We start from the raw sequence: 26,563 nt of genomic DNA, 5'->3' as shown, positions 1-26,563 counted from the left end.
CCCACATTTTTTATACGGGGTTTTGCGTTTACTGTTTTTTCCATGTGAAACCTCTGCGATCAAGCCGCCACCGCCAGGTCGCAGCAGGGCTTGCAAGCACTACGAATGCCACCCCGTTGGCATTTAGTCCATCGTTTCAGCCGCTTCGCCATTTTCTGTAATCGTTTTGTGAGCAAGGCGCTTACACTCCGCGTAGTTCTGAAAACCTATAAGGGGTACTAGATGAAGCATTGGCGCACCCAGCAGTTCGTACGGGCGTCATATGGATTTACGCTGCTTGAGTTGCTGGTTGTAATGGTCATCATCGGTTTGCTGGCGGGTTATGTGGCGCCCAAGTATTTTTCCCAGGTGGGAAAATCCGAGGTGAAGATGGCTCAAGCCCAGATTGATTCTCTCGAAAAAGCGCTGGATCAATATCGATTGGATACCGGGCACTATCCAAATACTGAACAAGGGTTGGATGCATTGATGACACGTCCACCCAACGAACTGAAATGGCAGGGGCCTTACCTCAAAAAACAAGTGCCACCCGATCCCTGGGGAAAGCCATACGTCTATAAATATCCCGGGGAGCATGGGGAATATGATTTATTTTCCTACGGGAAGGATGGACAGTCAGGTGGTGCGGGTGAAGCAGCCGATATCACGAACTGGTAGCTTGCGATGCGATATGAAGTAAAAGCCGTGCTTGCCGGACAGGGCACGGTATTCCTGGAACTCGACGCCGATAGTGAGGAGGATGTTCGCCTTCAGGTTACGGCGCGGGGCGGGATGGTTTTGAATATCCGGCGAAGATTCACTGGCTGGATTTCAAAGCCCAGACTACGGTTTCCGCTTGCACACTTCAGTCAGGAGTTGCTTTCCCTGTTGTTAGCCGGGCTCAGCCTCGTGGAGAGCATCGAAACACTCGCCGATAAGGAGCAGGATGCCAGGGTGCGCAAGATCATCGAAGGGCTTCTTGCGCGGCTTTACGAGGGAATCACCTTTTCGCGGGCGCTGGAACTCTATCCACAAGCCTTCCCGCCTCTCTATATTGCTACCGCACGGGCGAGCGAACGCACCGGCGACCTGCCTGAAGCGTTGACACGTTTCATCACCTATCAGAACCAGATGGACCTGGTTCGAAAGAAACTGATCGGCGCCTCGATTTACCCGGTTCTTCTGCTGATAATCGGGCTGCTGGTAGCGACATTTCTGCTGATTTTCGTGGTACCAAAGTTCAGTGCCATTTATGAGGATGTAGGAACGGATTTGCCCTGGCTATCCGTGCTGCTGATCCGTTGGGGGCATTTTGTGCATGAGCAGGGCTGGCAAATGGCAGGGCTCGCCATGGCAACCCTGACTATTATTGGATACGTGATAACCCGGCCATCTTTCAAAGTGCGGATGGCACAGCAATTATGGCGCGTCCCCGCCATCGGGGAGCGCATGCGGGTGTATCAGCTTGCGCGTTTTTACCGGACTCTGGGTATGTTATTACGCGGAGGCACCCCTATCGTCAAAGCGCTGGAAATGGTTGCGGGGCTGCTTCAGCCGCACTTCAGGCCAAGAGTTCAGGCTGCCGCCGCCCGCATCCGTGAAGGAAAAACGATTTCCAGTGCAATGGAGGCGGAAGGGCTGACCACCGCAGTTGGGAATCGCATGTTGCGGGTTGGCGAGAGGACCGGCCTCATGGGGGACATGATGGAGCGCATCGGAAATTTTCACGATGAAGAAATTGCACGCTGGGTCGAGTGGATGACCAAGCTGATCGAACCATTGTTGATGGCTGTGATCGGTGGCGTGATCGGAGGAATCATTATCCTCATGTATATGCCAATTTTCCAGTTGGCAGGAAGTGTAGGGTGAGTTAATCAAGCTGTTCTTCATAACAGGCTTGCACATCCGGATAACGACGTCCACCGTTCTCTTCTGGGTGCATTGGCAGGTTCTGCGGCTATAGCGCCTCAGCCACACCAGTTAGCTGTTGATCGATGTATCCTCCGTTGGTATCGGCGGATACGCGGATACGAACGGGCAGAAAGTAGCTGCTGAATTTCTATCCCGTTGCTTCCGATACTGCATTCTCTGAGTGCTGCATCGGTAAAGGCGGAATTGCGGGCTGAACTTCACGTTCTTCTTTCGGTGGTCTATTCCTGAACCGTTCGATAATAGATGTGAAGAAATTCGATTAAGAACGTATCTGTCGGGGTAAGCAGTGAGCAAGCAAAGTGATTTGGGGCAAATGGAATTCACATCACCGTTGCGTCAGGAAAAATCGGCGGAGTCGGGTTGATGTCCCAGCCCTCGCCCCTCATACCAGCGATTGATGCGCATCAGCTCGCCGAGGCGCGCGAGGAGGCATCAAAACGAGGCGTTTCGGTGATCAGCATTCTGGAAGAAACGTGCGAACACGAGCCGGATCACCTTGTTGCGCAACTGGGACGGCTGCTTCGGATGCCCGTGTTGACCATGGAAGATCTGCGCTCAGCAGATCCTGCGTTCGAGATATTGTCTTTCAGCGAAGCCATTAGCAAGGAGTGCGTCTTACTCCATCAGGAGGGGCGCTATATTTTTGCGGTAGGGAACCCTTTTTCTCCCAATCTGGCGGCGTGGGCTGAGGAATGCATCGATGTCACAATGATATGGCATCTTGTCCATCCGGCCGATCTGTCTGCCTTTTTTGCGCAGCAGGAGCAGACAATGCGCGCGATGGACAGCGTACTGCCTGCGGCGGAGCATGGTTCTGTGCAATCGGGCGAGGAAAACCTTTCGCTCAAGACAATCAACGAAGGCACGAGCCCGGTTGTACGGCTGGTGCATTCAACCCTGTACGACGCGCACAAGTCTCAGGCAAGCGATATCCACCTCGAAATGATACCCGGTGCATTATCAATCAAATACCGGATCGATGGCGTACTGACAGTGATCGGCGTAATGCAGGGCGGAGATCTGGCGGAGCAGGTCATTTCGCGCATCAAGGTGATGTCCGATCTGGATATTGCCGAGCGGCGCGTACCACAGGACGGGCGTTTCAAGGTTTCAATTCAAGGGCGGGAGATCGACTTTCGCGTCTCCATCATGCCCAGCATTTTTGGCGAAGACGCAGTATTACGGATCCTCGACCGCCAGGCGCTTGCCGATCACGTCGAAGGCCTGACGCTTGATCATCTCGGGTTCGATCCGCCCACCATCTCGAATTTACGCCGCCTGAGCGCCGAGCCGTACGGCATGCTGCTGGTAACCGGCCCAACCGGCAGCGGCAAGACAACGACGCTTTATGCCGCGATTTCAGAAGTCAATAAAGGCCAGGACAAAATCATTACTATCGAAGATCCAATCGAATACCAGCTACCCGGCGTGCTGCAGATACCCGTTAACGAAAAAAAGGGGCTGACTTTCGTACGTGGCTTGCGCTCCATTCTGCGCCATGACCCGGACAAGATAATGGTGGGCGAAATCCGCGATCCGGAAACGGCGCAGATCGCTATACAGGCGGCATTGACAGGGCATCTTGTTTTCACGACGGTGCACGCCAATAACGTGTTCGATGTCATCGGCCGTTTCTCTCACATGGGAGTGGACCCCTACAGTTTCGTTTCGGCCCTGAACGGAATCGCCGCACAAAGGCTGATTCGTCTGCTTTGCGCACATTGTGCAGTAGAGGAATGTCCGGACGAGCAACGTATTGCGGAGTCGGGAATTGATTCCGGGCATGCGGCCACGTTCCGCTTCCGTACCGGCAAAGGCTGCGGCCAATGTCGGGGAAGCGGTTATCGCGGGCGCAATGCGATCGCAGAGATGCTGGTATTGAACGATGAAATCCGCGAGCTCATCGTCGCGCGCGAACCCATACGACGGATAAAAGATGCTGCAAAGAGGAGCGGTACCCGCTTCCTGCGGGAAGCGGCGCTGAACATGGTACGGGATGGACACACGAGTTTACAGGAGGCCAACCGTGTCACTATTGTGGCGTGACAGGATACAGGTCTTTTTTGCTCCGGAGCGAGTCGACCTGGTACGTTCATATCGAGCGATAAAGCCAAGGCAGGTCGGCAGGCATGTGGTGTGTGAGCGGATACCCGGTGTGCCTGCCTGGGAGCCGGCGCTGACACTGTTGAAACAATTGACCGGAGATGGAGCGGGCGCGGAGATATCCATCGTTATTTCCAACCATTTTGTGCGATACGCGGTGATACCTCCGCAGTCAAGGATTGAGACACCCGCTGAATTGTATGCATACGCTGCCTTTCAAATGCGTGAGGTATATGGAGAGCGGGCAGCCGCCTGGTCACTCAGCGTCAGTTCCTGGGATCCGGGCACCGGGGCGGTTTGCGCGGCGATAGAGCATACCCTTGTCGAACAATTGCAAGAGTTCGTCGCGCGGCACAAGATGCGGTTGAAAAATATGGAACCTTACCTCGCGGGAGCATTCGACCATTGGTACAAACGTTTCGATAATAGCCGGGCGTGGTTTGCCTTGATCGAAACCGGCCGCCTTTGTCTTGCATCGCTGGAGGATGGTGCCTGGCGGCGAATCAGCAACCAAAGGATGTGGCATAACGCGGAAGACGGATTGCTTGCGGCTCTGGAGCGCGAAGCACTGCTTTTTTCTGCGCGCCGGGAGGTGGTCGAACGGGTCTATCTTTTTGCCCCTGAGTATCCGGAGCTTAACCTTCCGGCTGATTGCGGCTGGCGAATTATCCCTTTGCAGAACGAAGGGCCTGCTCCGCCGCACTATCCACATTACCTGCCTGCTGTCGTGGCTGAGGCAGGGTAAATTCATGCGTCGACTGAAGCTGAAATTCCCAAGCGATGGAGGAATGGCAAGACGTGCCGGACACGGCCTGATGTTGCTGGGCGTCACTTTCTTCGCCGGCGTGTCGTATCAGTTCACGGCAACGATGGGCGAGGTGGCCTATTGGGATTTGCGCATTGCCAGCATGGACCGGCGGGTGCAACGCGAGATGAAACCGCAGATTTTGACGGGGCACCGCGGCCGTGAAATAAGGCAGGAGGTAAAAAAAGCCAATGCAGTGATGAGCGAAATTGATTTGCCCTGGGAGGCGCTGTTCGATTCGGTCGAATACGCCGCAGGTCACGACGTGGCCCTGCTGTCGCTCCAGCCGGATGCCGTTGCCCGCACGATGCGGATCGGCGGCGTGGCAAGGAACATTCCAGCGATGCTCGATTTTGTTGGTGCTTTAGAGCGTGAACCCGCCCTCCAGGATGCCTACCTGCTCAAGTATGAAGTCAAAAGGGACGACCCGCAGCGGCCCGTGATGTTTTCTCTGACGGCGTCATGGGCTTGAGTTTCCCTCGAAATGTATTGCTGCGGATGCGTTGGCAAACGGAGCGGCTTGGCGCTGCGGGAAAAACCGGACTTGGGCTGTTTGTGTTCTCGGCGGTATTTTTTGTTGTGGCAGTGTTGCCGCAGCAGGCCGAGTCCAAAGCGCTGATGATGAGAGCGGAAGCAATTCAGCAGCGCCTGAAAGCGGAGCCAGCGCAGGAAAACAACGGCAGGACTCCAAAAATACAAGGCGATCAGGCATTGCAGGCTTTCTACGCTTTTTTCCCGAAAATCGACTCCTCCCCGTTCTGGATCAAGGAACTGGTACAGGTTGCAGCGCAACGCGGCGTGGAGATCACTGGGACCGAATATCGCATGGTACATGAAAGGGATGTGAAGTTGGTTCGCTATGAAATGGTTTTGCCGGTCCGCGGCAAATATGCGCAGGTGCGGGGCTTTATCGCCGATACGCTGCGCACCGTACCTGCAATGGCGCTGGCTGATGTTGCGCTCAAGCGTCAAGATGCGGAGTCCGAATTGCTGGATGCAAATCTCAAATTCAACCTCTACCTGAGGGAAGGCAAGAAGTGAAACGGTTGAGGCAAGGGCGTACGTTGTGGTTGGGCGGAGCATTGCTGGCGACGCTTCTCGCTGCCCAGTGGGTAAGCGGAAACGATAGCGGGACTGATTGGCAACAAGCTGTGCCTGCAGAAAGGAGTCCTCGAAAGCGCCTGCACATTGATACTGAGGAAAATGAAGTTGAACAATTGCATCTTGAGCGGCTGGAACGCAGAAAATTCAGTTCACAGGCAGGCGATATCTTCAGCCGCCAATCGTGGGCGCCGCCTCTGCCTCCGCCCCCCCCTTCGATGAAACCGCAGCCTCCATCCCCGCCTCCACTCCAATTCAGATATCTGGGCAAGGTTATGGAAGGAGGAGATACGCAGGTGTTTCTCGCCCTGGCTGAACGCAATTATATCGTCAAGCCCGGAGAGAACATCAACGGCCAATATCGGATGGATGAGGTGAGCGACGAAAATATCACATTCACTTATCTTCCGCTCAACGCAAAGCAAATGCTTTCCACCGCGGGTGGAACCGCAGGGAATACTCCGTCGGAATGGGAAAATACATTGTAATTGTCTTGATCCTGGCTACATTTGCCGGATGCGCGACAAATAAGGCATTTGTCGAGGGTAAACGGCTCATTGCGGAAGGACAGGTGGATAGCGGCCTTGCCAGTCTGGAAGAGGCGGCCCGCAAGGAGCCGGATAATATCGAGATCAGGGCGGTACTTGCGCGCCAGCGCGAGGCAGTAGCAGGACGCTTGTTGCTCGATGCCGACCAGGCAAGATTGTCAGGTGATCCGGCTGCCGCCGAGCAGGGGTATCGCCACGTGCTACGGATGGATCAGCGCAATGAACGCGCCCAGGCAGGCTTGGCGGCGCTTGACATGAGCCGGCGCCACGCGGCTTTGATAAAGCATGCGGAAGAATTGCTGGAGCGCGCTGATTATGCTGCAGCATCAGCTCAAGTCCGGTCGGTACTGCAGGAGAATCCGGCGCAACCGGAAGTGCGCCGGCTTATGCAGCGTATCGCCGAGATGGAACTGCAGGCAGGACAAATGGGTCCTGTATTAAAAACAGCTTTCAAGCAACCGGTCACCTTCGAGTTTCGCGACACGGGTCTCAAATCGGTATTCGAAATCATGGCGCGGACGGCGGGAATCAATATCGTTTTCGACAAGGACGTCAAGCAGGATACCAAAACAACCATTTTTGTCCGCGACACCAACATCGAGGACGTCCTCAAGCTCTTGCTCGTGACGAACCAGCTCGCGCACAAAGTGCTTAACGAAAATTCGGTACTGATCTATCCGAATACGCCGGCGAAGCAGAAGGAATACCAGGAATTGATGGTGCGCAGTTTTTATGTTGCAAACGCGGACGTGAAGCAGATCGTCGCGATGGTCAAGGGGCTGGTCAAAACCAAGGATATACATGTCGACGAAAAACTGAATCTTTTCGTCATGAAAGACACACCGGATGCGATTCGCCTGGTTGAACGGCTTATCGCCATAAACGATCTGGCCGACCCTGAAGTCGTGCTGGAAGTCGAGGTACTGGAAATCGGACGCAACCGCCTGCTCAATCTCGGCTTGCAGTACCCTGACCGGATCAACGTGAATATGCTCAGTGCAGCCAGTGCTGCCGCCGGCGCCCCATTCGCGCCCTTCCAGATCAGCAGCGCCGGGATCGACAGGGAAGGCTTCAACCTGAACCAGCTGACCGGATTCATCGCCAATCCGGCATTGCTGATCAACCTCAAGCGGCAGGATGGAATTATCAACGTACTCGCCAACCCGCGCATCCGTGTAAAAAATCGGGAAAAGGCAAAAATTCTCATTGGTGACAAAGTGCCGGTGGTCACCACTACCGCCGCCGTCAATGTGGGTATTGCATCGTCTGTGAGTTATCTCGATGTCGGGCTCAAGCTGGATGTGGAGTCCACCATTTCACTGCAGGATGAAGTATCGATGAAGGTCAGCCTTGAAGTCAGCAACATTGTGCGGGAAGTGGAGATAACCGGTGGCGGGCTGGCCTACCAGGTAGGCACCCGCACGGCGGCGACCACGCTTGCATTGCGGGATGGTGAAACACAGGTTCTCGCAGGCCTGATCAGTGATGATGAACGCACCACACTCTCCAAGATTCCCGGTTTGGGGGATTTGCCATGGATCGGCAAACTGTTCATGAATCAGAACACCACTCGCAACAAGACCGAAATCGCGCTGTTGATCACGCCGCGCATTGTGCGCAATATCGCGCGGCCAGCGAAGGCGGTTAGCGAACTTCACTTCGGCACAGAGAACACAATCGGAACTTCCCCGATGACAATCGGTAAAGTAGCGCCACGATCACTTGCCATGTCACCCTCTTCTTCGTCAACTGGGGTGACTCCCGGTAGCGCTTCCCCGCCTGTTGTTCCTGATCCAAAGGATGAGCCGCGTGCAGCGCAAACCGCCCCTGCCGCTGATGACGGTTTCCCGGTTGTCACGCTGACGGCGCCAGAACAAATATCGCAAATATCGGCGGGCCAGGAATTTGCGGTAAGCGTGAGCATTGCAGGGGCGGAAGCCTTGCCTCCTGCCGAGGTGGAGCTGAATTATGATCCCGGCGCGCTGGAAGCTATTGATGAGGGTGAGAAATCCGGAGTACGTATGGTGAAGTTGAGCAGGGGAGGAGAACCTGTTGATTTGCGGTTCAGGATCATTGCACAAAAGCCGGTCACAACGCAGATCACCCTCGGCAATCTCGCGTTTCAGGGTCAGTCCGGCGGTCTTTCCGCGCCCGTGGTATTGCCACCTGCCGCGAATATCGAGATTCATTGATACGAATAATGAAAAGAGCTCTGCTTACAAACCGGTTAGGTAACGGGGGCTTTAGCCTGGTCGAACTGACCATTGTTGTGGCGATCATGGCGGTGCTCGCTTCCTCCGCCGTGCCGCTGTATGAACTGATGGTAAAGCGCGAAAAGGAGCAGGAGCTGCGGATAGCCTTACGGCAGATTCGTGAAGCGCTGGATACATACAAACGCACAGTCAGTGATGGCCGAGCCATAAGAGAAGCGGGAGCATCCGATTACCCGCGCAAACTGGAAGATCTCGTTAACGGTGTTCCGGACATCAAGGATCCCGAAAAGCGCAAGATATATTATTTGCGACGGTTGCCGCGCGATCCGATGTCCGAGGATCCCTCATTGTCAGACGCGGATACATGGGGTACGCGTGCTTACGAGAGCCCTCCGGACAATCCCCAGGAGGGGAATGATGTTTTCGATGTTTACTCCCGTTCACAGCAGATTGGTTTGAATGGTATTGCTTACGATCAATGGTGAGCCAGGTAATTCGACCGGATGTTTACTCCAAAAAACAGGCAAGGTAGCGGAAAAGCCGGGCGGTTAACGATCAACCGCAGTTTCCGGGGCTTTACGCTGGTCGAATTGTTGGTCGTAATGGCGATCATCGCGATTCTGCTCAGCATCGCAACACCCAGATACTTCAACTCCCTGGACAGGTCAAAGGAGGTCGTGCTGCGTCAGGATTTAAACGTCATGCGCGACGCCATCGACAAATTTCATGGCGATACCGGAAACTATCCGGGTGATCTGGCCGAATTGGTGGAGAAGCGGTATCTGCGGGCTGTTCCAATCGATCCTCTGACCGAAAGCGCGGAAACATGGATTGCCGCCCCTCCTCCAGAGGGGGCAGATGGCGTTTACGACGTCCATAGCGGCGCGGCGGGACAGGCAAAGGACGGGACCTTTTATGGCGCATGGTAACAACTGAGGATAAAGGCGAAGTGAGGCGCGGCGCATGCAGAGCCCGGCAAAAAGGTTTCACCTATGTCTGGATAATGTTTGTCGTGGCGCTGACCGGCATTACCCTGGCCGCCGCAGGACAAGTATGGCGCACGGAGACTAGACGCGAAAAAGAAAAAGAGCTCATGTTTGTCGGAGACCAGTTCAGGCAGGCAATCGGCTCATATTACGAAAGCTCCCCCGAGATACCCAGGCGTTATCCCGATTCGCTGGAAAAATTGCTTTTGGACAACCGCTTCCCTGCGGTAAAACGACATTTGCGTAAAATATATTTTGATCCGATGACAGGGTCCGACGAGTGGGGTCTGATCAGGCGGCCGGGCATCGGGATTGTCGGGGTGCACAGCCTTTCGACTCAGGCGCCAGTTAAAAAGACAAACTTTCATGCGCGCGATGCCTCTTTCAAGGGGGCAGAAAGTTATCGTGACTGGAAGTTCATTTATTCTCCCGGTGCGAGCCATACCGGACCACAACTGGCGCCACAGCCGGCGCCACAGCCGCAATGGCAATCCGGGTTTCAAACACCACCCGGTCCAGGGCAAGAGCCGGAGGCGCAAATACAGCCTGTACAACCTGAACAATCCGAATCACAACTCTGGGATCCCTTCTTTCGGCGCGAGCCATCTCCGGCTTCAGCCGATGCAACAGCCCCAGCGGAAGATTTTGGTGCGCAACTGCCGGGCCATTTCCGGCAGGATGGACAGGAGCAGCAGCATGCGCCGCCCTGACCTCTATGATGCAAGTCAAAAGGAACTTGTGTCCCGTCTTTGATTCAACGCCAGCGTTACAGAGAAGGCTTCTGGTGTATTTTCTTGTCTGTCTGCTGTGGAGAAGGGATAATGCCCGCTGCTCATGGCATTCATGCCTGACGTAGAAATGGTCAAGATAGGGTGAAGGCCATTTATATAATACTCCGGAATAAAATTTCCCATGCTGCTGATGATCGATAACTACGACTCCTTCACTTACAATCTGGTGCAGTATTTTGGTGAGTTGGGCGAGGAGGTGATGGTGTTCCGTAATGATGAAATTACGCCTGATGAAGTGGCACGGCTGAAGCCCGCATCCATCGTGATTTCACCCGGCCCCTGCACCCCCAGTAAAGCAGGCATATCGGTACCGTTGATCGAGCGCTACAATAGTCAGGTTCCCTTATTGGGTGTATGCCTGGGTCACCAGAGCATAGGGCAGGCCTTTGGCGGAAAAATCGTTCATGCAAAGCATCTCATGCATGGCAAGACCTCGCTCATTTCCCACAATAATGCCGGCGTATTTCGCGGGCTGCCCAATCCGTTCATCGCGACTCGTTATCATTCCCTGGTCATTGAACGTGAGAGCCTTCCGGATTGCCTGGAAATTACTGCGTGGACAGAAGATGGCGAGATCATGGGCGTGCGCCACAAAACTTTGCCCATTGAAGGCGTGCAGTTCCACCCCGAATCCATTCTCAGCGAACACGGCCATAAATTGCTTGAAAATTTTCTGGACCGGTTAAATCGGGCCAAGAGCGCGGCCCATCGTGAAAGAGCGCGTGAAGGGCATCCTCAATAGGAAATCATCATGAAACCGCAGGAAGCCCTGACCCGTATCATCGAGCACCGTGAAATCTTTCACGAGGAGATGCTCTCGCTCATGCGTCAGATCATGCGCGGGGAACTGTCCCCGGCGCTGATTGCTGCGATCGTTACCGGCTTGCGGGTGAAAAAGGAAACCATCGGCGAAATCACGGCCGCTGCACAGGTGATGCGCGAGTTTGCCACCCGCGTGGAAGTGGCTGATAGCCGGCATCTGGTGGATACATGCGGGACCGGCGGCGATGCCGCCCATACTTTCAATATTTCCACTGCGGCCGCTTTTGTCGCAGCCGCGGCGGGCGCGAGGGTGGCCAAGCATGGCGGGCGCTCCGTTTCCAGTAAATCGGGAAGCGCGGATGTGCTTGAGGCTCTGGGCGTCAACCTCAACCAGACGCCTGGACAGGTAGCGGAGGACATCAGGGAAATCGGGCTCGGATTCATGTTTGCTCCCAATTTTCACAGCGCCATGAAATATGCCGCGCCGGTGCGGCGCGACCTGGGCGTGCGCACGCTGTTTAATATCCTGGGGCCGCTTACGAACCCCGCCGGGGCAAAGAATCAGTTGCTGGGCGTGTTTCACCCCGATCTCGTCGGCATACTTGCGCGCGTGCTGCAGCGCCTGGGCAGCGATCACGTGATGGTTGTCCACGGCAAAAACAGCCAGGGTGGACTGGACGAGATCACCATAGCCGGCGAAACCTGGATTGGCGAGCTCAGGCACGGCGAGGTTACCGAATACACCATTAATCCTGAAGATTTCGGCATAAGGACGGCGGCGATCGAAACAATACAAGCACAGGACAGTGCTCAATCGAGAGAGATGTTGATGGCGGTGCTGGATAACAGGCCAGGACCTGCATTTGATGTGGTTGCGCTTAACGCAGGCGCGGCAATTTATGTTGCCGGGGTCGCGGAGTCGCTGGAGCAAGGTCTGGAAAAAGCCCGCGCGGCAATAGAGACCGGTGCAGCCAAAGCAAAATTAATGGAACTGATCGAATTCTCGAACAGGGAAAACCGGGATGAGACCTCTCTGGTTTAGCACATGGCTACTAATATTCTGCAAGAGATTCTGACCGTCAAGCTACAGGAGGTAGAAGCGGCAAAGGCGGTGAGGCCTCTTCTCGCGCTGCGCCGCGAAGCGGAGGCCGTGCCCCCGCCCCGGAATTTCATCGAAGCGCTTCATGACAGAATCAGCGCAGGTTCAGCGGCGGTCATCGCGGAAATCAAGAAGGCCAGTCCAAGCAGGGGCGTATTGCGCGAGCGCTTCGATCCGGCCGCGATCGCGACGAGCTATGCCTTGCACGGCGCTGTCTGCCTGTCTGTTCTGACCGACCTGCAATTTTTCCGCGGTAGCGAGGATTATTTGAAGCAGGCCAAAGCCGCTTGTAATCTGCCGGTGCTGCGCAAGGATTTCATGCTGGATGAATATCAGGTGGTTGAGGCCCGTGCAATGGGAGCGGACTGCATACTTATTATCGTCGCCGCCTTTCGCGAGTTCGCCTTGCTGATGGGAGAGCAGCCGCGAGATGAGGAAATGATAGCCGGCATGCTCAGGCTGGAAGCTCTCGCGGAGGCGCTGGGCATGGCGGTACTCGTGGAAACACATGACCGCGACGAACTTGAACTCGCGTTGCAGCTGGATACCACACTGATCGGCATCAACAACCGGAATCTTCATACCTTCGAAACCAGCCTGGATACCACGCTACAATTGCTCACACGGGTTCCGCCCGGCCACATCGTGGTGACCGAAAGCGGCATACTTGCGCCTGCGGATGTGGCATTGATGCGTGATCATCAGGTTAACGCTTTTCTCGTGGGGGAGGCTTTCATGCGCGCGCCCGATCCGGGAGCGGAACTGGCGCGGCTGTTTGGATAAGCATATTTGCAAGGCGTCTTCTGGAGCGCTTCCGTGATACACTGGGAGCGGTGCTGTCGGTAACAGTGGTTTGCGAGTGAACACATATCATCTCTTCGACGGATTCCCGGGTAAAAGGGGTTTGTTGCAAAAAAGCAACACATGCTGCTTCCATATCCCGAAAGTCTCGTTATTTCCTTGCTAGGCGTTGCTGCCTTAGGCACAATCTCTCAACCCTCTCATTTAGAGAGGTCCAAGCAGCGGGACATTACTCCACCGAAATAGGGTCGGTGAGAGGCCCCCACCGTTTCAACTTTAAAGGAGATTTTCCAAATGAAAAAGAAACTGATTGCACTGGCTGCTGCCGGTGCACTCGCGGCCCCGGTGGTTGCATCCGCTCAGGGCACAAACGTCACGATTTTTGGCCGGGTACAAGCTGAATACAGCCTCGTGGATTTTGCCAGCCAGCCTAGCCAGGGCGCGCTTCAAGACAACTCCCGCTCCTCACGTTGGGGTCTGCACATCACCGAGGATCTGGGCAATGGGTTCAAGGCAAATGCTCGCATCGAACAGGGCTTGAACGCAGGTTCCGGTTCAGCACTCACGCCTCGTGAGCAATGGGTCGGCCTCTCCAGCAATCAATGGGGTGACGTCAAATTCGGCCGCGTTCAGTCTCCGTTCAAGGATTTTGCCGGTGGTATGACAATTGATCCGTTTGCCTACACGACCCTTCAAGCTAACGGCGCGGGTGGTACGATGTCTGGCGGCGCCAACGGCCTGGGTTCAGGTGCAAACACTTTTGTGAACAGCGCTATCCGTTACGATTCCGCCAGCATAGAGGGCTTTACGTTCGCTGCCTTACTCATGCCCGGCGACGCTAATACGCTCGATCCTCTCCAAACAGGCGGTATCGCATCCAGCTTTCTTCCAGGCGGATTGGGCAGCAATGGCAATACCGGCGGTAGAAATGGTGAGTTTGACGGCCAGGCTGCCGCTAAATACCATGCCGATTTCATGGGCATGGGGTTTGACATATTCGGCGGCTATTCCAGGGACAACGCAAACAACCTGCAAAAGAGCATCGGCCTCAGGACCGAAGAGGTCTGGCGTGTAGGTGCTTCATGGGCCTGGGAAAATTTCAAGCTTAGCGGCCAGTACGAAGACATCAACAATGCCATTGGTTCCGCTACCTGCTCTACCGCTGCCGCGCTCGTAGCAAATCCGCTTGATACACCTGGCTCGGGTTCCGGGCAGTGTAATTCCGCAATGAACTGGGGCGGCGACGGCAACATCTGGTTCGCGGGCGCCCAATACAGATTGGGTAACACCACCCTGGTGGCGCAAGGCGGTATGACCAAAGCGCACGCGGGCGGTGTCAATGCTGCCGCAGCTCGCAAAGCCGACAGCTTCACCGTTGGCGCGATTCACAACCTGAGCAAGCGCACGAGCATTTTCGGTGGTTACCAGCACGTTTATATAAGCAATCCTAACGGTGCAGCCGCCAATGATCTCGGGGTCGCTGCGTCTGGTGTTAGCTACGCCGCGCCGAGCTATGCGACCGGCAATCGTTCAACCTACACGATTGGCGTACGTCACAACTTTTAATTGATTCTCAAAAGTTGAGAATGGGGCGCTTCGGCGCCCCATTTTTTATGTTTTCAGGACGCGGGAGGAAATTCGCAGGGCGCTGTGGGGCCTGCGTGCGCTTGACTTTGAGGCTTCTTAACCTTGAAAAAGTTGTGTGTTTAGTTTACGAAATATACGTGCTAATATACTGAAGCAATAACGTTATGAGGGGTCAAATGAGGGGAGATAGAGCGCTTTACCCGTCAAATGCCACTCGCGCCGATGGAACAACTACAGGTACGAATGCAGTTGGACTTGCCCGTTTATATATTCAGGATAAAGCACGAAACGGTATGTTTTGCTTCCGCTTCCGCACGGCCCAAAGCGAGTCCTCGAAGATCTAAAAATGCCGGACTGTCAGGTCCGGGTTAAAATAACAGACAAAAACTGCACGACAGTTCGTGCAGGCCATAAAATTGGTTTAATAGGGAGGATTTGCTCATGGGAGTTCCTTTACGTCAACAGATAGCTGTCGGCACTTATCTGCTCAAGCAAAAGTTGAAAGGGGTAAAAAAATATCCTATGGTTCTGATGCTTGAGCCTCTGTTTCGCTGCAATCTTGCCTGCGCGGGCTGCGGCAAGATCGACTATCCCGACCACATTCTTGATCAGCGTCTTTCCGTGGAACAGTGCATGGAAGCCGTTGATGAGTGCGGCGCGCCAATGGTATCCATTCCTGGCGGCGAACCGCTGATACACAAGGAAATGCCGCAAATCGTGGAGGGCATCGTTGCACGGAAGAAGTACGTCTACCTGTGTACGAACGCGGTTTTGCTGAAAAAGAAGATGAATGACTACACGCCGTCTCCTTATCTGACTTTTTCAATCCATCTGGATGGTTTGAAAGCGAGACATGACGCTTCGGTTTGCCAGGATGGCGTTTTCGACCGGGCAGTTGAAGCTATAAAACTGGCGGTAGCGAAAGGGTTCAGGGTTACCGTAAACTGTACGCTGTTTCAGGGAGAGACGCCCGAAGATGTCGCCGAGTTTCTGGACTATGCAATGGAACTGGGTATTGAAGGCGCTACCATCGCGCCGGGATTCAGCTATGAGCGGGCGCCCAGGCAGGATATATTCATCAAGGGAAAAGATACCAAAAATCTGTTTCGGGGTATTTTCAAGATCGGTAAAACCCGCAACTGGAAATTGAATCACTCCTCGCTTTATCTTGATTTTCTTGCCGGCAATCAGAATTATCAGTGTACGCCTTGGGGTAATCCGACTCGAAATGTATTTGGATGGCAAAAACCCTGTTATCTGCTATCCGATGAAGGGTATGCTTCCAGTTTCAAGGAGTTGCTGGAGGATACACCATGGGACAAATACGGCAACAGCAGCAACCCCAAGTGCGCGCAATGCATGGCGCATTGCGGCTATGAGGCAACAGCGGTTGAGGATATGTTGCAGCATCCCGTAAAGGCGTTGCTCACTTCTATCAGGGGTCCCAAAACGACGGGTCCAATGGTAGCGGAGCCGGCGCCTAAATGGGCGGCTGAAGAACCCAGGCTTCCAAAAACACTGGCTGGGATTCCGGTTAAAGTGGAATAAAAGCAGCAGCAATACGTTACGCCCTTAAAGCCCGTCAGTGGAAAGGGCAAGGGACTTGAGGGAACTGGGGTTCGACACCCTCATGGCAGTTGCATGTCTGCAATGCGTCACATGAGCCTGTTACGTGCGTGACAGGAATGCTCGGGGACTCAATGGGACAGAATGGTCATGGCGGGCTTGAGCCGGTCTGAAACATGGTAGCGCCTACGCATGGACGGCGGTTACCGGTAGGGGTGATCGGTACAGTATCGGTCTGGACTTCTCCTGATACCCACTTCGACGCCGCGTTCCAATGTGAGTAGCGCATTGCTGTAAAGGTTGTCATATGAATGTCCTGCGCGCAATCAGTTCCACTTTGCAACTTCAGCTACTAGTGGCCCTGCTTTTGATCATGCCCCTCTCATCGGGGGCCGAGACTCAGGAGCGTACCGGCCCGGAACAGATCGTGAATCAGTTGCATGAGGCCTTGATCAAGGCGATGCGTGAAGGCCCAAAACTCGGGTATCAAGGACGGTACGACTTGCTTGCTCCTGTTGTTGATCAAACTCATGATCTTGATTTTATCGCCCGTACCGCATTAGGGGCCAACTGGACTCAGTTGACTGCCGAGCAGCAGCGTACCTTTACGGATGTTTTCCGAAAGCTCAGCGTTGGTAGCTACGCCGGGTGGTTTAAAAGCCATGAGGGAGAGCGTTTCGAATTTCTGGAGCGACAGCCCATGCCCCGAGATCAGATTATGATCCGCACCCGGCTGGTTCAAAAGGCCGGCGAACCCGTACGTTTCGACTACGTCCTGCGCGAGGGCAAGGAAGGCTGGCGCATCGTAAACGTCCTGGCCGACGGCGTCAGTGATCTTGCCTTGAAACGGGTCGAGTACCGCGCCATCCTGCAGCGCGATGGCTTCGCCGCGCTCATTGACATGCTGAAGAAAAAGGTCGTCCTGACTGAACAAGAAGGTTGAACAAACCTGGGCAGCACCAAGGATCGATCGTCCCCAATTGCTTCCTGAAGCATGACCAATCCAAATAAAGCGTCTCACAGCCGCATCTATGACTCCTTTGCGCGCTGGTCTGCCATTTCCTATCGTTATGGTTTCTGGGTTCTTCTTTTAGCACTGCTGGTCGCGGCGGGTTGCAGCGTATACATTTCGCGCAATCTGGGCATGAATACCGATACTACGGAAATGCTTTCGGAGGACTTGCCGTTTCGCGTCAACATGAAGCACTACAATAAGACGTTCCCGCAGGATATGGACACGCTGCTGGTAGTGCTGGATGCGCCGACACCCGAACAGGCCCGCTCCGCAACGAAACGCCTTGCTGCCACGTTAAAAAAAGATACCACAAATTTTCATGATGTTTATCCGCCAAACGTAGACGATTTTTTCGTGCGTAATGGTCTGCTCTACGAAAGCATTCCGGAGTTGGAACAGATCACCGACAGGCTCGCGGCGGCACAGCCGTTGATCGCCCACATTGCCCGCGAACCCACCCTGACTGCCTTTGCTGCCGTGCTTACTGGAGCGGTCGAGGAGTTGTACAAGGGACGCACCATGGAACTCGGTCCCGTACTGAGCGGGATGAGCGCGACTCTGGACGCAAGGCTCACCGGATCGCCGAGAGCATTGTCATGGCAATCGTTATTCAACAACGAACCGCAGAAGAGCAAATACCAGGAACTGATTGTAGTAAAACCGAGACTCGATTACACCCAGCTATTCCCGGCCGAGCAATCCATTGCGGCCTTGCATGAAGCGGCAAAGGATGCCGGGGTGACCGAGGATGGCCCCGTAAGCCTGCGAATCACGGGCGAGGTAGCGTTAGCCGAAGAGGAGCTCAACAGTTCGCTGCGGGGTATGGAATATGCAGGGATAGTCACGTTCGTCATGGTGGTGGTAGTGCTCTATTTTGCCATGCGTACCCCCGGGCTGATACTCAACGTGCTTGTCTGTCTGACATTGGGCCTGATCCTCACTGCGGCGTTCGCCACCGTCGCCGTCGGCCATCTGAATATAATATCCATCGCATTCGCGGTTTTGTACATCGGATTGGGCGCTGATTTTGCTATCCATTTTCTGCTCCGATATCGTGAGATTCTGGAAGGCGGGGCACCACCGGCCGAGGCTATACACGTGTCCGGCGGCGATGCCGGAGCCGCCCTGACTGCATGCACGATTACCAACGCCATCGGTTTTTACGCATTTATACCCACCGACTATAGCGGCGTGGCGGAGCTGGGAATCATCTCCGGTACCGGCATGATCATCAGTCTGCTCGTTACACTCACCGTAGGCCCTGCCCTGCTCCGTTACCTGCCGAAGCGACCGCCAGCGAAAGCCATTACGAAGAGCTCCGTGGGTAAAGTGCTCGAGCTATCCTTGAGGTGGCACAAGGTAACGTATGCCATCACTTTGATCGCTTCAATTGCTGCGCTTGTAATACTGCCCCAGGTAAGATTCGACTACAACCTGCTGAACATGCAGGATCCCAAGGGGCAGGCGGTACGCACTTTCCAGGAACTTCTTGCGGAGGCTGACCAATCGCCCTGGCACGCGACTGCATTGGCCCGCGATCGCAAGGAAGCAGAACGTCTGGCTAAACAGTTGACTGAGCTTCCTGAAGTGAGCAAGGTGCTGACCATCCTGGATTTTGTGCCATCCGAACAGGATGAAAAAATCCAGCTTATCGAGGAAATGGCGCTTACCATGGGGCCGATTATCACCGCGACGCAGCCTCCGCCACCGGAAGGGGACGCGGCGGCACAGCAGCGCAAGGCGTTGACCGAACTGGCGAATACATTAGACCGCTTTATTGCCGGCCGCCCCGAACACCCTGCACTGGCGACAGCGCGCACACTCAGGTCGTCGCTCGCTGCGCTATTCACCCGGCTTGATTCCGCCGGTCCCGACGAGAGGGACAGGTTGCTGAGTTCTATGGAGAACGATCTACTCCTTACCCTGCCGGCCGCCTTGCAGAGCCTGCATATCGCTACTGAAGCCGTGCCATTTGAACAGCAGGACCTCCCCGCACCTTTAGCAAGCCGGTGGCAGAGCCGGGCGGGTGAATATCGGCTGGCAATTTATCCAGAAGAAGACCTCAACGACAATGAGGCGTTACGGCGTTTCGTGCGGGCCGTGCAGCAAGTGACCCCGAATGCGACTGGCGCGCCCATGGTGAGCCTTGAGGCGGGCGAGGCCGTGGTGCAGGCATTCATTCAGGCGTTTCTCCTCGCGCTGGCGGGGATTATCGTGGCCCTGTTGATATTGTTGCGCAGCCTGAAGTACACGCTGCTGGTTCTGCTTCCACTTTTACTATCCAGCTTGTTCACCGCCACCTTCACGGTATTGTTGAACGTACCATTCAACTTTGCCAATATTATTGCCTTGCCGCTCCTGCTGGGCCTGGGCATCGATAGCAGCCTTCACATGGTACACCGGAGCTTGAATAACGAAATGGTGAGCGAACTTCTGATTCACACCAGTACGGCGCGCGCCATTTTTTACAGCGCACTGACTGCTCTGGTCGATTTCGCCAGCCTCATGTTTTCATCGCACCAGGGTACCGCCAGCATGGGAATAATGCTTACTGTGGGCCTCACGTTTACTCTGCTCTGCACTCTCGTGATACTGCCCGCGCTGTTGCGGGCTCCCGTTCGAAGGGCCGGAGCATGAAGGGTGAGTACCAAAACTGGCCGGGTTCCCGTTGCACACACCGTTATTGTTGTAAAACAAGCGTGATAAGAGAAAGTTATGCCATAATTTGGCGATTATTGTTTATACTTCGCACTTGCGGTGGCGGCGCCTGAAAAAGCACCCGAGTTCCAGCATGCCCGAGGATTAACAAGGTACTTGCCTTAATGATCATGAAGCATAAGCCGGCAACGGCTCTATTGTTAGTGTGCGCATTACTGTTTACGGGCTGTGCAAGCACGCGCCAGAACAACGCGAGCATGGATACGGTTGACCCCAATGAAGAAACCAACCGGAAATTTTATAACTTTACGGATATGGTGGACCGAAACGTTCTCGCCCCGGTCGCTGATGTTTATATAAAGTATGTGCCTGACCCCATGCAGCGTTCAATAGGAAATTTCTATGACAACCTTGCATACCCGAACGTTATCCTGAACGATTTTTTACAGGGTAAGGTACGGCAGGGTTTTCAGGATAGCATGCGCTTCGTGGTCAATTCAACGATCGGTGTGGGCGGACTTTTCGATATGGCTGCGTCCATGGGCCTGCCGCAACATGACGAGGATTTTGGGCAAACACTTGGTGTTTGGGGTGTCGATACCGGATCTTACCTTTTTGTTCCCCTGATCGGTCCCAGTACCTATCGCGATGCGCCAGGCATTCCCGTGAGTGTTTTCAGCAATCTTTTGTTTTATGCCGGATCTTTTGCCAGTACAGCAATTGTCGGCCCTGTCACGGTTTTAAGTATCATTGATAGACGTGCCAGGTTATCCGGCCCCATGCGGGTTCGGGACCAGGCCGCGCTGGATCCTTATCTGTTTGTGCGAGAGGGATTTTTGCAGCAGCGCAAGCATCTGATTTATGATGGCGACCCGCCGCCCGAGAGTTACGACGATCCGATTGACGATGATGCATTACAGAATGAATCCAAAGCCGAGTCGTTACTCTGAAGCTTGATTCAGTGGGCGGCGCCTTTCCGAAGTCCTCGAATCGCTCGCAGCATTATATTCAGATAGCTCAATGCAAGCACGTTTTCTTTGAAGCTTTGTAATCACTTTCATGCCGACCGAGTGGAATTCATACTGAATTCCGCATGAGGCAGCTTAGGTAAAAAAATATATGAAAAGATTTGGAGGTGCCGCCAAATTGTCCCTGCAAGATCCGTACCAAAATTCAGCCAGCACTACGCCCCTGGAAGATGGGCTGGTTGCAGCACGCAATGCGCTGCTGTCAACGCAGAAGGATGATGGTCATTGGTGTTTTCCGCTGGAAGCGGACTGTACGATTCCAGCAGAGTATGTGCTGATGATGCACTTCATGGATGATGTCGACGTGGACCTGGAAATCAGGATTGCACAATTTATCCGTGAAAAGCAGGATTCCAGCCATGGCGGATGGCCCTTATATTATGGCGGGGATTTCGATCTAAGTTGTACCGTCAAGGCTTATTACGCCTTGAAAATCGTAGGTGATGCGCCTGATGCGCCGCATATGAAGCGAGCGAGAGCAGCCATCCTGAAACACGGTGGCGCGGCGCGGGCCAATGTGTTTACGCGGATATTGCTTGCCATGTATGGACAGATTCCCTGGCGCGGCGTTCCATTTGTACCGGTAGAAATCATACTGTTGCCGCGATGGTTTCCTTTCCACCTGAGCAAGATCGCATACTGGTCTCGTACCGTTACAATACCCCTGTCCATTCTATGCAGCTTGAAGGCACGTGCAGCAAATCCGCGCAAGGTCCACATTCGGGAACTATTTACGGTGGCTCCCGAGGACGAGCGAAATTATTTTCCCGTGCGTACCCGCCTTAATCGTCTGTTTTTAATGCTGGAGCGTTCTGCTTCCATATTTGAACCGTTTATCCCGCAGGGTCTGCGCCGCCACGCGATACGCCGCGCCGAACGCTGGATAGTGGAGCGGCTTAATGGTGATTCGGGCCTGGGAGGAATCTTTCCGGCTATTGTGAACGCAGGCGAGGCTCTCGCGTTACTGGGCTATCCGTATGAGCATCCGTACCGAGAGCAGTGCCGTGACGCTCTACGCGGACTGCTGGTGGACGAAGGCGAGCGTGTCTGGTGTCAGCCCTGCGTATCGCCCGTATGGGACACCGTCCTGACGTGCCTCGCCTTGCAGGAGGAAGCCGGCGCGGATCAAAAGCCCATCCGGAAAGCACTTGACTGGCTCATTCCGCATCAGATACTTGATGCGCCCGCGGACTGGCAGGAAGAACATCCTGACTTGCCAGGGGGCGGCTGGGCCTTCCAGTATGCAAACCCGCATTATCCGGATCTGGACGATACCGCAGCGGTTGCCTGGTCTTTGCATCAGGCGGACCCTGAAGCCTATCGTGAAAGCATAGCGCGTGCCGCGGACTGGCTAGCAGGCATGCAGTCGCGCAATGGCGGCTTTGCTGCGTTTGACACCAACAATACTTATTATTATCTCAATGAAATTCCATTTGCGGACCATGGTGCCCTGCTCGATCCGCCTACCAGCGACGTAACCGCCCGATGCACTGGTTTTCTTGCCCTATGCGGTGAGTCCAGGCATAGGGATGCAGTGGAGCGGGGCCTGGCTTATCTATTCCGCGAGCAGGAATCGACCGGAGCGTGGTTCGGCCGTTGGGGAAGCAATTACATTTACGGGACGTGGTCGGTACTGGAGGCTTTCCGCCTTGCCGGTCTTGATACCAACCACCTTGCCATTCGCCGCGCGGTACAGTGGCTGAAGTCCGTGCAGCGCGACGATGGCGGGTGGGGTGAAAGTAACGGCAGCTATGCCGAGCCTCAGAAAGCCGGGCAGTTCGAAAGGAGCACATCTTTCCAGACGGCCTGGGCCTTGCTGGGCTTAATGGCGGCAGGTGAAGGAAACAGCGATGAAGTGCGCCGTGGCATCGAATACCTGTTGCGCGAGCAGAGCGGTGATGGACTGTGGTATGAACCCTGGTTTACCGCCCCCGGCTTCCCGAGGGTTTTTTACCTGAAATATTACGGGTATTCGAAATATTTCCCGTTATGGGCCCTGACCAGATTCCATGCGATGACCCGGAAAAGTTCCGCGTGAGCGGGGTTGGCATTGTCGCGGCGATGCGAGTGGAAGCACGTTGTATTACATCGCGCCGCCTGCCCTTTAATCAACGGATCAGGCTGGGAGAGAACGCGTCGATATGGCTCTGCGGGATGGGCGAGGAGGCGGCGCGGGGAGCAGCAGAAGGACTGAGGGCAGGTGGTGCGACCGCTCTGATGAGCTTTGGATTTGCAGGCGCCTTGCACGCGGATCTGCATCCAGGAGATCTGATATTGCCCGAGTCCATCCGTTTCGGTCGTTCGTTTGAAGTTGACTTGAGTTGGCGTGATCGCCTGCGGCAGCACCTTCCCGGCTACTTGCGCATTGGCGGCGGGGTGTTGGCTGCGAGCAGGACAGTCGTGACCTCGACCGCTGCGAAAGGTGAACTGGCGCACACCGAGGAAGCGTGCGCAGTTGATATGGAGAGTGGAGCGGTGGCGGAAGTTGCCGCTCGTGCGGATTTACCGTTCCTGGCAATACGGGCGATCTCGGACCCAGCCGGATTTTCGCCTCCTCCGGCCCTGCTCGACGCGGTACGTCAGGATGGAAGCGCGGACTTGTCCCGCTTGCTGCCGCTGCTGTTGCGTCGATCTTTAACTGTTGCCACGCTACTGCGGCTGGCGAAGGACTCGCGCGCCGCCTGCTCTACCTTGTCAACCGTCGTGCGATATGCTGGAGCCGAAATGGGCATTTCCCGGAATCGCCCCGGATCCGCCCAAGGATATGCGGTAGACCAGGGGCGTCAAGCATGATTCGAAGATTCCTATCAAGTTTGCTGTCTGTTCATTCAAGCAAAATAAGAGATATGTCATTTGGCGCCAGGGGGTATGAAATTAAATCATCACATTACTTGAGAACTGACCCTGTTAAAGAGTAAAATATCGCCCTTTCCCATCGGGCGTAATGGAGCATAGGCATGGCAGTCACAACCGATCAAAAAGCGCAGGTGGTGCGCGACTATCAACGAGCGGCTGGCGATACGGGTTCTCCCGAAGTGCAGGTAGCACTACTGACCGCACGTATCAATGATTTATCCAATCATTTCAAGGCCCACGTCAAGGATCATCATTCCCGCCGCGGCCTATTGCGCATGGTAAGCCGCCGCCGCAAGTTGCTGGATTATCTGAAGAGCAGCAGCGACGATAGCTATCGCGCGCTGATCGAACGCCTCGGCTTGCGCAAATAGATATTAATCCCGGATGAGATAGCGCTCGAATCAGTCGACTGCTATTTTCCAGGGAGCAGTCGAAATTCGCTCGTATCGGTTGACGCAAGGTGGAACCGCATGATTTTATCGAAAAGGGCAGTTAATTGAAAATCAAGAAAAGCATTAGTTACGGATCTCATCAACTAACATTCGAAACCGGCGAAATAGCAAGGCAGGCACACGGCGCAGTAATTGTAACCATGGACGATACAGTAGTTCTGGTTACGGTGGTGGGCGCAAAGCATGCTAAACAGGGGCAGGATTTTTTCCCCTTGACTGTAGATTATCAGGAAAGGAGCTACGCGGCCGGCAGGATACCAGGCAGTTTTTTCAAGCGCGAAGGCCGCCCTTCCGAAAAGGAAATCCTCACTTCCCGCCTGATTGATCGTCCCATTCGCCCGCTATTTCCTGAAAGTTTTTATAATGAAGTGCAGATCGTCGCTACGGTCCTGTCGTCCGATAATGAAGTGGATGCGGACATACCTGCGATGCTGGGCGCATCGGCCGCCCTGGTTCTCTCCGGCATCCCCTTCGACGGACCTATAGGTGCCGCCAGGGTCGGTTACATGGACGGGGAATATGTCCTGAACCCCGGCGCTACAGAATTAAAGCACGCTCAGTTGAATCTGGTTGTGGCAGGTACGCAACAAGCTGTGCTCATGGTGGAATCCGAGGCGACGGAACTATCGGAGGATATCATGCTGGGCGCCGTTGTTTACGGTCACCAGCAAATGCAGGCGGCAATCAATGCCATTAATGAACTGGCAGACGAAGCGGGGGTGACTGCCTGGGACTGGACCCCTGCGACGCGAGATTCCGCCTTGGCGGACAAAATCGCCAGCTTGGCGGAAGATGATTTGCGTGCGGCATTCCAGTTGAAGCAGAAACAGGCGCGTTCCGAAACCATAGACAATATCTGGACAAGGGTTTTTACTGAAGTCGGCGTCGATGCTGAAGGTGGGCCGGATGCGCAAGCTGTGAAGGAAGCCTGCTTCGCTCTTGAGTCCCGAATCGTGCGCTCCCAGATCCTGGATGGCGAACCCCGCATAGATGGGCGCGACACGCGCACCGTTCGTCCAATTACAATCCGTAACGGGCTGTTGCCGAGGACGCACGGCTCCGCCCTGTTTACTCGCGGCGAAACCCAGGCACTGGTAATAGCAACGCTGGGTACGGGGCGTGATGAGCAAAAAATTGACGCGCTGCAGGGGGATTACTCCGAGCGCTTCATGCTTCACTACAACATGCCCCCTTATGCTACCGGCGAGACTGGCCGCGTGGGAACGCCCAAGCGTCGCGAAATCGGCCACGGGCGCCTTGCCAAGCGAGCCCTGGTTGCCGTACTGCCATCTCCGGAAGAATTCGGGTATTCACTTCGGGTTGTGTCCGAAATTACCGAATCGAACGGTTCCAGTTCCATGGCGTCGGTTTGTGGTGGCTGCCTTGCCTTGATGGACGCGGGTGTGCCGCTGAAAGCGCACGTGGCAGGCATTGCCATGGGGCTGATCAAAGAAGGGAACAGGTTTGCTGTGCTGACCGATATCCTCGGAGACGAGGATCACCTGGGCGACATGGATTTCAAGGTGGCGGGTACCGAAAGGGGCATCACCGCGTTGCAGATGGATATCAAGATCCAGGGCATTACCCCAGAGATTCTGCATGCCGCGCTGATACAAGCCAGAGAAGGGCGCCTGCATATTCTTGAGATTATGAAAAACGCGCTGCCTGCCACACGTGAGGATATTTCCGAACATGCTCCACGTATCATTAAAATAAAAATCAATCCGGAGAAAATCCGGGATGTGATTGGCAAGGGCGGCGCGGTGATTCGGGCGTTGACCGAAGAGACTGGCACGACTATCGATATCGCTGACGATGGTACCGTTATGATCGCGTGTATCAATGCAGAAGGCGGTGAACTAGCGAGAAAGCGTATTGAAGATATTACTGCCGAGGTTGAGGTAGGAAGAACGTACGATGGCACCGTATTGAAACTTCTGGACTTTGGCGCAATCGTTAGTGTCCTGCCGGGCAAGGATGGCTTGTTGCATATTTCGCAAATCGCCAATGAGCGTGTCAATAACGTGGCCGATCATCTCAAGGAAGGTCAGGTGGTGCGAGTGAAAGTCCTGGAGGCTGACGACAAGGGGCGCTTACGCCTCAGCATGAAGGCAATTGGGGCCGAAGTCCCGGACAGCGTAACGACATAGCTGTGGCCGGGCAGGATCGTGGTTCCGTAGAAGCGAACAAACCCGCTACGGTTCCCGCGACTAACTGGACAGATTCCGCCAGTTCCTGATGCCATAAAAAAGCCCCGATCGGAAGAGAGGGGCTTTTTTAA

24 protein-coding genes are annotated in these 26,563 nt (G+C 54.8%); 23 read left to right on the top strand and 1 reads right to left on the bottom strand.

Annotated features, from left to right (window positions below):
- The first annotated feature begins 222 nt into the window (after positions 1-222).
- The 16 genes from gspG to hpnH all read left to right on the top strand — a co-directional run bounded on the left by gspG (position 223) and on the right by hpnH (position 16,255).
- Complete coding sequence (gene gspG / locus BMZ14_RS07675) at positions 223-657, top strand: type II secretion system major pseudopilin GspG (RefSeq protein WP_074796341.1); 435 nt, start codon at positions 223-225, stop codon at positions 655-657.
- Positions 658-663: 6 nt separating this feature from the next.
- Positions 664-1,848, top strand: coding sequence for a type II secretion system F family protein (locus tag BMZ14_RS07670; protein WP_074796339.1), 1,185 nt, complete (start codon positions 664-666; stop codon positions 1,846-1,848).
- 426 nt (positions 1,849-2,274) lie between these two features.
- Entirely contained in the window at positions 2,275-3,957 is a 1,683-nt protein-coding gene (locus BMZ14_RS07665; RefSeq protein ID WP_074796337.1) for a GspE/PulE family protein, read from the top strand.
- On the top strand, positions 3,938-4,759 hold the full coding sequence (locus tag BMZ14_RS07660) for a hypothetical protein (RefSeq protein ID WP_074796336.1): 822 nt from the start codon (positions 3,938-3,940) through the stop codon (positions 4,757-4,759). The genes BMZ14_RS07665 and BMZ14_RS07660 overlap by 20 nt, the downstream gene beginning before the upstream one ends.
- Before the next feature lie 4 nt (positions 4,760-4,763).
- Positions 4,764-5,291 carry a fimbrial assembly protein gene (locus BMZ14_RS07655; protein ID WP_074796334.1) on the top strand — a complete coding sequence of 176 codons (528 nt, stop codon included), beginning with the start codon at positions 4,764-4,766 and terminating at the stop codon, positions 5,289-5,291.
- Between the two features lie 26 nt (positions 5,292-5,317).
- Positions 5,318-5,860 carry a hypothetical protein gene (locus BMZ14_RS07650; protein WP_256208470.1) on the top strand — a complete coding sequence of 181 codons (543 nt, stop codon included), beginning with the start codon at positions 5,318-5,320 and terminating at the stop codon, positions 5,858-5,860.
- The gene (locus tag BMZ14_RS07645; RefSeq protein WP_074796330.1) at positions 5,857-6,408 is read left to right on the top strand and encodes a secretion system X translation initiation factor; all 552 of its coding nucleotides are present in this window, start codon (positions 5,857-5,859) and stop codon (positions 6,406-6,408) included. Before BMZ14_RS07650 ends, BMZ14_RS07645 begins: the two co-directional genes overlap by 4 nt.
- On the top strand, positions 6,390-8,660 hold the full coding sequence (locus BMZ14_RS07640; RefSeq protein ID WP_074796328.1) for a secretin N-terminal domain-containing protein: 2,271 nt from the start codon (positions 6,390-6,392) through the stop codon (positions 8,658-8,660). Before BMZ14_RS07645 ends, BMZ14_RS07640 begins: the two co-directional genes overlap by 19 nt.
- Positions 8,661-8,668: 8 nt before the next feature.
- The gene (locus BMZ14_RS07635) at positions 8,669-9,166 is read left to right on the top strand and encodes a type II secretion system protein (protein WP_074796326.1); all 498 of its coding nucleotides are present in this window, start codon (positions 8,669-8,671) and stop codon (positions 9,164-9,166) included.
- Positions 9,167-9,184: 18 nt separating this feature from the next.
- On the top strand, positions 9,185-9,610 hold the full coding sequence (locus BMZ14_RS07630) for a type II secretion system protein (RefSeq protein WP_083396703.1): 426 nt from the start codon (positions 9,185-9,187) through the stop codon (positions 9,608-9,610).
- Complete coding sequence (locus BMZ14_RS15070) at positions 9,604-10,377, top strand: type II secretion system protein (protein ID WP_074796324.1); 774 nt, start codon at positions 9,604-9,606, stop codon at positions 10,375-10,377. The genes BMZ14_RS07630 and BMZ14_RS15070 overlap by 7 nt, the downstream gene beginning before the upstream one ends.
- 202 nt (positions 10,378-10,579) lie before the next feature.
- Entirely contained in the window at positions 10,580-11,200 is a 621-nt protein-coding gene (locus BMZ14_RS07620) for an anthranilate synthase component II (RefSeq protein WP_074796322.1), read from the top strand.
- A 9-nt stretch (positions 11,201-11,209) separates the two neighbouring features.
- On the top strand, positions 11,210-12,262 hold the full coding sequence (gene trpD, locus BMZ14_RS07615) for an anthranilate phosphoribosyltransferase (RefSeq protein ID WP_074796320.1): 1,053 nt from the start codon (positions 11,210-11,212) through the stop codon (positions 12,260-12,262).
- Between the two features lie 3 nt (positions 12,263-12,265).
- Positions 12,266-13,102 carry an indole-3-glycerol phosphate synthase TrpC gene (gene trpC / locus BMZ14_RS07610; RefSeq protein WP_074796319.1) on the top strand — a complete coding sequence of 279 codons (837 nt, stop codon included), beginning with the start codon at positions 12,266-12,268 and terminating at the stop codon, positions 13,100-13,102.
- A 312-nt stretch (positions 13,103-13,414) separates the two neighbouring features.
- Positions 13,415-14,686, top strand: a complete 1,272-nt coding sequence (locus BMZ14_RS07605; protein WP_074796317.1) for a porin — start codon at positions 13,415-13,417, stop codon at positions 14,684-14,686.
- Between the two features lie 462 nt (positions 14,687-15,148).
- Positions 15,149-16,255 carry an adenosyl-hopene transferase HpnH gene (gene hpnH / locus BMZ14_RS07600; protein ID WP_074796315.1) on the top strand — a complete coding sequence of 369 codons (1,107 nt, stop codon included), beginning with the start codon at positions 15,149-15,151 and terminating at the stop codon, positions 16,253-16,255.
- A gap of 166 nt (positions 16,256-16,421) precedes the next feature.
- On the opposite strand, the gene BMZ14_RS15065 is transcribed toward hpnH, so the two are convergent.
- Complete coding sequence (locus BMZ14_RS15065; RefSeq protein ID WP_177186929.1) at positions 16,422-16,580, bottom strand: hypothetical protein; 159 nt, start codon at positions 16,578-16,580, stop codon at positions 16,422-16,424.
- On the opposite strand from BMZ14_RS15065, the gene BMZ14_RS07595 reads away from it, so the two are divergent.
- The 7 genes from BMZ14_RS07595 to pnp all read left to right on the top strand — a co-directional run bounded on the left by BMZ14_RS07595 (position 16,581) and on the right by pnp (position 26,432).
- Positions 16,581-17,216: an HpnM family protein gene (locus BMZ14_RS07595; RefSeq protein ID WP_074796314.1), complete on the top strand. Its 636-nt coding sequence runs from the start codon at positions 16,581-16,583 to the stop codon at positions 17,214-17,216.
- A 51-nt stretch (positions 17,217-17,267) separates the two neighbouring features.
- On the top strand, positions 17,268-19,925 hold the full coding sequence (locus BMZ14_RS07590) for an MMPL family transporter (protein WP_074796312.1): 2,658 nt from the start codon (positions 17,268-17,270) through the stop codon (positions 19,923-19,925).
- 185 nt (positions 19,926-20,110) lie between these two features.
- Positions 20,111-20,896, top strand: a complete 786-nt coding sequence (locus BMZ14_RS07585; RefSeq protein WP_256208466.1) for an MlaA family lipoprotein — start codon at positions 20,111-20,113, stop codon at positions 20,894-20,896.
- Positions 20,897-21,065: 169 nt separating this feature from the next.
- Positions 21,066-23,012: a squalene--hopene cyclase gene (shc, locus tag BMZ14_RS07580; RefSeq protein WP_074796310.1), complete on the top strand. Its 1,947-nt coding sequence runs from the start codon at positions 21,066-21,068 to the stop codon at positions 23,010-23,012.
- Positions 23,009-23,767: a phosphorylase family protein gene (locus tag BMZ14_RS07575; protein WP_074796308.1), complete on the top strand. Its 759-nt coding sequence runs from the start codon at positions 23,009-23,011 to the stop codon at positions 23,765-23,767. The genes shc and BMZ14_RS07575 overlap by 4 nt, the downstream gene beginning before the upstream one ends.
- A gap of 164 nt (positions 23,768-23,931) precedes the next feature.
- The gene (rpsO, locus tag BMZ14_RS07570) at positions 23,932-24,201 is read left to right on the top strand and encodes a 30S ribosomal protein S15 (protein WP_074796306.1); all 270 of its coding nucleotides are present in this window, start codon (positions 23,932-23,934) and stop codon (positions 24,199-24,201) included.
- Positions 24,202-24,326: 125 nt separating this feature from the next.
- On the top strand, positions 24,327-26,432 hold the full coding sequence (gene pnp, locus BMZ14_RS07565; protein WP_074796304.1) for a polyribonucleotide nucleotidyltransferase: 2,106 nt from the start codon (positions 24,327-24,329) through the stop codon (positions 26,430-26,432).
- The last annotated feature ends 131 nt before the right edge of the window (positions 26,433-26,563 follow it).

This window comes from Nitrosospira briensis (assembly GCF_900115125.1).
Classification (GTDB): domain Bacteria; phylum Pseudomonadota; class Gammaproteobacteria; order Burkholderiales; family Nitrosomonadaceae; genus Nitrosospira; species Nitrosospira briensis_A.
The sequence above is the reverse complement of the archived record's forward strand: the minus strand, read 5'-3'. Positions and strand labels throughout refer to the sequence as shown.